Origin of the sequence: Bacteroides sp. 1001302B_160321_D4, from assembly GCF_015667765.1 — a bacterium.
In the GTDB taxonomy this organism is placed as follows: domain Bacteria; phylum Bacteroidota; class Bacteroidia; order Bacteroidales; family Bacteroidaceae; genus Bacteroides; species Bacteroides xylanisolvens.
Window position 1 is genome coordinate 1 of record NZ_JADPLO010000136.1, and the last position, 3,515, is coordinate 3,515.

3 protein-coding genes are annotated in these 3,515 nt (G+C 31.9%); all 3 read right to left on the reverse strand.

The features are described from left to right. Positions 1 to 66: 66 nt before the first annotated feature. The 3 genes from KFO40_RS25385 to KFO40_RS25395 all read right to left on the reverse strand — a co-directional run bounded on the left by KFO40_RS25385 (position 67) and on the right by KFO40_RS25395 (position 3,353). Entirely contained in the window at positions 67 to 621 is a 555-nt protein-coding gene (locus KFO40_RS25385) for a hypothetical protein (RefSeq protein WP_117808974.1), read from the reverse strand. Between the two features lie 15 nt (positions 622 to 636). After that, positions 637 to 2,328, reverse strand: coding sequence for an AAA family ATPase (locus KFO40_RS25390; protein WP_117808973.1), 1,692 nt, complete (start codon positions 2,326 to 2,328; stop codon positions 637 to 639). Between the two features lie 467 nt (positions 2,329 to 2,795). Then, complete coding sequence (locus KFO40_RS25395) at positions 2,796 to 3,353, reverse strand: PD-(D/E)XK nuclease family protein (protein ID WP_117808971.1); 558 nt, start codon at positions 3,351 to 3,353, stop codon at positions 2,796 to 2,798. Positions 3,354 to 3,515 lie beyond the last annotated feature (162 nt).

The following is a 3,515-nucleotide window of genomic DNA, read 5'->3' on the forward strand; positions in this document are numbered from 1 at the left end:
CAACAAAAGTGCAGAAAATTGTAGTTTTCTGCACTTTTGTTGTGCAATTGGGAACTTCTTAAAATTCTATTCCCAATCAAGATATGATAGTATAGATTGAAAAATTTGTAGACTAATTAATAAAAAGCCATCATTGAAAGGTGCATTACCATAGTCATCATTACTTATTTTTATAATATCAAGGGAACGTGATTCAAAATACTGAGTTGTTTGTTTTGTATTTCCTTCTCCTTCAAAACTGAAAGGATATATAGCAACCAATACTGGTTGGATATTATTGTTTGCAGCATATTGCTCAATCTCTTTAGCTAAATGACCTCCTGTTTTGCCACGTATGCCACAGATAATAAATATAGATTCTATTCCATTTAAAACATCAAGTAGTATTGTTGATAAATCTTGTTCAGTAGAAATAAACCAAGGCTCTTCTTTGTGGACATTTTGGCTATTGTCTAATCCTAAAAAGTGTATGTTAGGGGAATTAAGTTTTGTGTTGTCAAATGTGAAATTGGCTCCTTTGGGATAGATGGTTTTCTGTTTCGTTATCTGTAAGTCATTGATAATGTTACATCCGGCACCTCCTGTACCAATAATTAAGATCTGTTTCATGGCATTTTTCATTTTGTAGTCGTTTTGTTAATACTTGATTTTTTGAATGGCATTTAATATATCACTTGTAGTTAATTCTATAAGTGTTTTTTCATCCTTTATTTGTATAGAAGCTATTCGGTTGGCTTGTTCCTCAATACATTTTTCAAATAAGTTGCGTACAAAGCGGGCATTGCCGAAGGTGTTGCTTCTGTGAGAATAAACATATTGCATCTTTTCATGTAGAATTTTCTGACTTTCCGGTGAAAGCGAATAGGCATTCTTTGAAGTCATTTTAGTAAATATATCTGTTAGTTCTTGCGTATTATAATCTTGGAAATGTATATATCTATTAATCCTTGACATCATACCTGGATTGGTGGATAGAAAATCAGTCATTTCTTTTTCATATCCAGCTAAAATGATAACCAAATTATTTCTATCATTTTCCATTCGAGTAATTAATGTGTCTATGGCTTCTTTTCCATAACTGTCATCTTTTCTTTCAAATAGAGAGTAAGCTTCGTCAATAAAGAGTACATTTCCTATGGACTTGTCTACCAATTCATTTGTTTTTATAGCTGTTTGTCCTAAATAGGCACTTACAAGGTCGCTTCTGCCAACTTCTATTAAATCTCCATTTGTGATAATTCCTAATAATTTGTATGCTTTCGCCAATATTCTTGCTACTGTCGTTTTTCCTGTTCCGGGTGAGCCTATGAAAGCACAATGATAAGACAGATTAGATATTGGCATTCCATTTCTTTGTCTTTCCTGTTGTATAGTTATGGTATTGATGAATGTTTCTAATTCTTGTTTGACTTCTTGTAATCCTATTAATTCATGAAATTCATTGTAAACTTCTTGTATATTATGATATGCATGTTTGGAGGAAACTTCGTTTTCTTTGTTGGCAGATGATTGAATATCATCAGAATCTGTTATTTCTTGAGAAAGGATTGTCCCATATTTTAATTTTTCTAATTCTTGTTTTCTCTTTTGGATATTGTATTGTTCCATAAGAATTTCTGGCTTTCTGAAAAAATCCTTGAGTATCTGAAAAAAAACGGAAAACTCTTTAGAATTGTCATGGCAATTATTGTAAATATCCAGATAAAAACCTTTATTGACTGTCGGATTTATACGCTTCAATTGAGGTAAAATCTGAATAGTATGTAATATGGATTGTTCGTAAATGGAGTATGCAAACCAAATCTTTGTAATTGAAAAGTTTCCATCCTTGTCAAGGATGAAATTTGTATCTTTAGGATATATGACAGAATAGGGGGAATCCAGATCAGCATCATAGCGGAATGTTTGTATATCGGGACTACATTTATATAATGCTTGAATTAACATAATTAAGGTTTGTCCTTTGTCATTTCGTAGATTGGTTGGATTTCCTCCGTTGTTTAAATATAGTTCGATAAGGTCTAAAGCTAATAGGTATTGTAATTTACGATTTCCAATAAGACATTTATGAGTTTTTATACGGGATGCCATTGTTATCATTGATGTAGAATGATCATAGAATGGTAAATATTGTATTAGTAGTATGTTGGCTTTTGTATAAAGACTACTTGCATGAGTAAGACTTTTTACAAAATGGATATAAAATATATCATATTTAATACAGAACCAAAGAATAGGAATAATGAGGAATGTCCATACCCAACTCATCCATAAAAGAATGAAACATATTGCTATAATTAAATATCCTGTTATACTGATCTTTTTCATAATATTTATTTAGAAAATAAGAATAGAAAGCCATATTAATAAATGAAAAGGCAAAAATATTAATGCTATTGTATATGTTATCCAGATGCCGCAGGTATAAGATAATCGGAATCCAAATCTATCAACATTGCTGTTGTGGAAGAAGAAACTATAAGATAAAATCTCATCAATGTTTTTGTACGAAAAAACTGCAATTCTAATCGGAATAATGAGACATATTGAAAGCCATATGCATAAGAGTATTAACCAAAGAGTTTTGTTGTTGGGCAGATACTCCATAATAGGGTGGAAACCATCAATAGGATGGAAATCATTTGATTTACAAAATATATGTGTGAATATGTATGCTGCAAATAAACATTGTGGAATTTTGCTTACAAACCAAAATTTGATAGTGTTATTCATGCTGATTTTCTTATTTTGATACTGATATTTCGTATTTAGGTAATTCCGTAAATATATAAATTCTACCAATATCTTAACCAAAACTCGTTAAACAAATCGCTTTCCGAATCTTGCTGTTCATAATCATTTAAATCTCCCAGGCAGAATGGAGTATATCCGTTCTCTTTACATTCGTTTGTTAGCATATCCGGCATTTCATCCAAGGCGGTGATTAGTATATAATGTCTTTTAGCATCAGGCATATACTCTTTACATACTTGGTCGAAAATGACCTTGTATCTTGCTAATTGATTATGGTGAGTCTGTGTATATGCTTTGTTCTCAATCAAAACAGCATGAAATTCTTCTTTTCCATTACATGTAATCCGTATGTTTGCCCAAAGGTCAATGTATTTCCATTGTTTCCAAGTCTCGACGGAGGCGACTTGCACGTCGTCTGTCATTTCGATGCCAATCAGTTTACCGAGAATCTTTCTACAATATTGATAAAGGACGGGATTCTCTTCACTGTATTGCTGCACAGATCTACGTAAGGTCCATGAAAGAATAAAGTCTATCATGGTTTCTTTTTGGGAATCTCCTTCGGAGGAATCTTTCATTAGTAATGATACTTTTTCCATATTTATATAGTTTGAAATTAATGTATGGGTAAAAAAAGAGCGTAAACTAACTTTTATCCTTATTTATTCGCTTAGGCTCTCGCATGTAACCATACTATTTTCCGCCACGCCAATTTTATCGGCTGTCTTTCAGCCGATAAAATAAAAATGCCCGTAAGAAAA